The sequence below is a fragment of the Coprococcus sp. TF11-13 genome, assembly GCF_003481085.1.
In the GTDB taxonomy this organism is placed as follows: domain Bacteria; phylum Bacillota; class Clostridia; order Lachnospirales; family Lachnospiraceae; genus Coprococcus; species Coprococcus aceti.
In genome coordinates this window covers 1-3,020 of sequence record NZ_QUKK01000022.1, presented here as the reverse complement: position 1 = coordinate 3,020, position 3,020 = coordinate 1, and the positions used below count along the sequence as shown (strand labels likewise).

At 34.9% G+C, this 3,020-nt stretch carries 7 protein-coding genes; all 7 read left to right on the top strand.

The window, feature by feature from the left end:
- Positions 1-966, top strand: a 966-nt coding sequence (locus DXD11_RS14270) for a hypothetical protein (RefSeq protein ID WP_330426653.1), incomplete at its 5' end; no start/stop codon positions are given.
- Positions 967-1,034: 68 nt separating this feature from the next.
- Positions 1,035-1,241 carry a hypothetical protein gene (locus DXD11_RS14015; RefSeq protein WP_055148043.1) on the top strand — a complete coding sequence of 69 codons (207 nt, stop codon included), beginning with the start codon at positions 1,035-1,037 and terminating at the stop codon, positions 1,239-1,241.
- A 106-nt stretch (positions 1,242-1,347) separates the two neighbouring features.
- The gene (locus tag DXD11_RS14010) at positions 1,348-1,689 is read left to right on the top strand and encodes a DUF6572 domain-containing protein (RefSeq protein ID WP_055148041.1); all 342 of its coding nucleotides are present in this window, start codon (positions 1,348-1,350) and stop codon (positions 1,687-1,689) included.
- Positions 1,628-1,759: a GH-E family nuclease gene (locus DXD11_RS14995; protein WP_082418113.1), complete on the top strand. Its 132-nt coding sequence runs from the start codon at positions 1,628-1,630 to the stop codon at positions 1,757-1,759. The genes DXD11_RS14010 and DXD11_RS14995 overlap by 62 nt, the downstream gene beginning before the upstream one ends.
- Positions 1,760-1,770: 11 nt before the next feature.
- On the top strand, positions 1,771-2,280 hold the full coding sequence (locus DXD11_RS14000; RefSeq protein ID WP_055148038.1) for an ankyrin repeat domain-containing protein: 510 nt from the start codon (positions 1,771-1,773) through the stop codon (positions 2,278-2,280).
- Positions 2,281-2,349: 69 nt separating this feature from the next.
- Positions 2,350-2,520, top strand: a complete 171-nt coding sequence (locus DXD11_RS13995) for an immunity protein Imm33 domain-containing protein (RefSeq protein ID WP_199413867.1) — start codon at positions 2,350-2,352, stop codon at positions 2,518-2,520.
- Positions 2,521-2,724: 204 nt separating this feature from the next.
- A complete protein-coding gene (locus DXD11_RS13990) occupies positions 2,725-2,946 on the top strand; it encodes a hypothetical protein (protein ID WP_055148032.1) in 222 nt (73 codons plus the stop codon).
- Positions 2,947-3,020 lie beyond the last annotated feature (74 nt).

Genomic DNA, 3,020 nt, shown 5'->3' with positions numbered 1-3,020 from the left:
GAAGGAAAGCTGGCTATAGGCATAGGCGTGCTTGTGGTTACTGCTGCAGTGGCGATAGTCTGCCCTGCTGTACTAGGGGCGGCGGCCGCCACGGTAACACAGTCTATAGCGACATCTGCTATTATTGGTGCAACCACGTCAGGCGTTATGAATGGAATAGCTTCCATGAATTCCGGCAACTCATTTTATGATGGATTTGCAAGTGGCTTTGAATCTGGAGCAATATTGGGTGCAATCAGTGGTGGATTAGGAGCCGGGATATCGGCAGTTGCAACCGGGGCAGAACTGACAGTAGGAAGAATAGTGGCAGTAAAAGCTGTGAATATGATATCTGATGCGACTGTAGATACTGTGGTATATGCATATCATTCAGACAAGTACGATAAGAGTATTACTGGTGTAGACATAGTCAAGACTTGGGCAGCGAGTGCTGTAACATCGCTTGTTATGCAGTCGATTATGGATGAATGTAATGATAGGACTCAATCACCAGATAAGAACAGTAATTCAATTAATTTTAAGAATTCGTTGGATAATCAAAGTAAAGCTAATAGTAATAAGCCCACAAATACAGTCACATATAGACGTGTTCAAGGAGGAACTGGAGACAAAGCAAGTCAACAGAGAATATTAATTGATAGTGAAGGAAATGTATATATAAATAAGAAAAATGTAAATTTGAATGTTAGTGTGGATAACGGAGAGCATTCGCAGTATTATATAGAAAATAAACGACCTGGTGCTGATATTTATGAATTTGAAGTTCCTAAATGGTTAGATGATATGGTAAACGAGTATATCGTGCCGGAAAAGAATTATAGAACAAATCCTTTAAATCAGGGGAGATGTGCGCCAAAGCTAAATGATCCCACAACTCCTGGAAGATGCATAGAATTTCCTGCACCGTGGATTGAATGGATTGAGGAATATGCTACAAATGGAAGAATAATAGCAGGAGGGGGGTAGGTGAAAGATAAGAAATAGAATAAGGTAAGCTTAAAATTGTTGAAAAAAATAATTGGAGGATTGGTTTAATGAAAAAAACGATTTCGATAATGACAGAGGAGTTTGTAAATGAAAAAACAGGCGAAAGCGTAGAGGGTATAACTATAATGATTGATGGAGTTATAAAAGATTTATTTGATATTATTAAGCATGAAAAAAAAGAATACAGCGATAACGTAAGTATAGTTCAGGATGCTTTAATGAAAGGTTTAGAAGAAATAAAAAATACTATATAAGCTAAGGTAATTATCATAGAATTTGCGATTTGCAAAAATACATTGTTTCCATAACAATTAGTATAGTGGAAACAATGTATTTTTTATAGTAACATGAGAAAAAAACATGCTGATTGACTATGTTGTACACACTACGTCAGAGGCAAAACAAATTGCTGGAGAAACAGGTGTAACACATGAGGAGAAAAATACGTATTTAAAGAATCGCAGATATTATTTTGATGCTGTTACCAAAACAATGGTTAGAAGTATGTCGGTTTTAGATAGTGGAACAATAGATGGAATGGCTACGGATGAAAATGGGAAGGCTTTAATATTACTGATATCAGATCATCTTGATTGGAAAAATGAGTATGATCATTTACTAAGACTACAAGAAAAAATAAATTCTTATATTACATTCTGCGAGGAACATCAATGGAGAATTAACAGTAAAAGAGTTTGTTGATTGGTACAATGATATTGACAACTATAGACCAGAACTGCCTAGTAATAACCGTAGTCACAAATATGAATAAGGAAGAATCTAATGGATATATATTTAGTAGCAAAATTAAAGAAATATGATGATTTTATTTCCTGTTATAATGAAGGAGATGAGAAAAAAATGTACAAAGGTAAATCACTGCTATTTTATTCATTATCAAATAATGATGCAGAAAGCCGTTATTTAATAACAATTTTTTTGATCAATAAGGGTGCTGATGTTAATGTAGTAAATGAGTGTGGTGAAAATCTTTTGCATATATTGCTTTCAAGAGTGAATCACAATATAAATCAGACGGTGGAGTTGTGCAAAAAGTTGATAGATGGAGGTGTGGATATAAACCAAATAGACGAAAAAGGAAGAGTCCCACTACAGTATTTGATTAATTTAAAATTTACAGATGAGGAACTTGAACCTTTATATAAAATCTGGTTTGCACAAAAAAATATTCTGGTTAATTACAAGAATGCATGGGGAAAAACGCCATTGGAAATTGCTGCTCAAATGCCGTACAGAAAAAAATTAGTAGAAAGGTTAAAATTATATGAGTGATGTAGTAAGTTTTATTTCAGATGCTGGTGGAAGCGTTGTTTCAAAAAATATATTGATACGGAAGAGTATTTGAGTGATGCAGATAATATGAGCATCTGTGATTTTAATACAATTGCAAATATTGAACCGGCAATTCTCACAATATACAACTGTAAAGTTGGAACTGATTTAGAATTGGTGGATGAGAATGGAAAGAAATATTTCTTGGATAACAGTACAGGAAAGAAATTTAAAGTATAGGACATATTCTGGGCACTCGGTAAGAAGTAAATGAGTAGCGTAAGAAGCCGATGCAGATAGTAAATACATTGTTTACTTAACAACACTTGTTATGAAAACAATGTATTTTTTTACAATCAAATTAAGAAAAACTAAACGACTGTTGACAAAAATAATGAACGATGTAATACTATTGCTTGGCAATAATATAAAGGAGATGGTGTTGTGTCGCGGGAAGATGATGTTGGAGCTGCGGGCGTTGGAGAAGCTGCGAAAGATAGCAGAGATGAGCTTGAAGACATTTTAAAAGCGCTTGAAGCTGGTGATTCTGACAAGCATGGACCCAATGTGAAGATCATTATAGGTGTAATAGCTGGGATCGTATTGGCTTCAGTTGTGTTAATCAGCATAATGGTTAAAATAAGAATGCACAGGTTCGTGATGTGATAACGGATACTTTGTATGTTGTATCGCAGTATCTGCGAACAGGCTATGTGAATCGTGAGCACTGGGTATTAGTG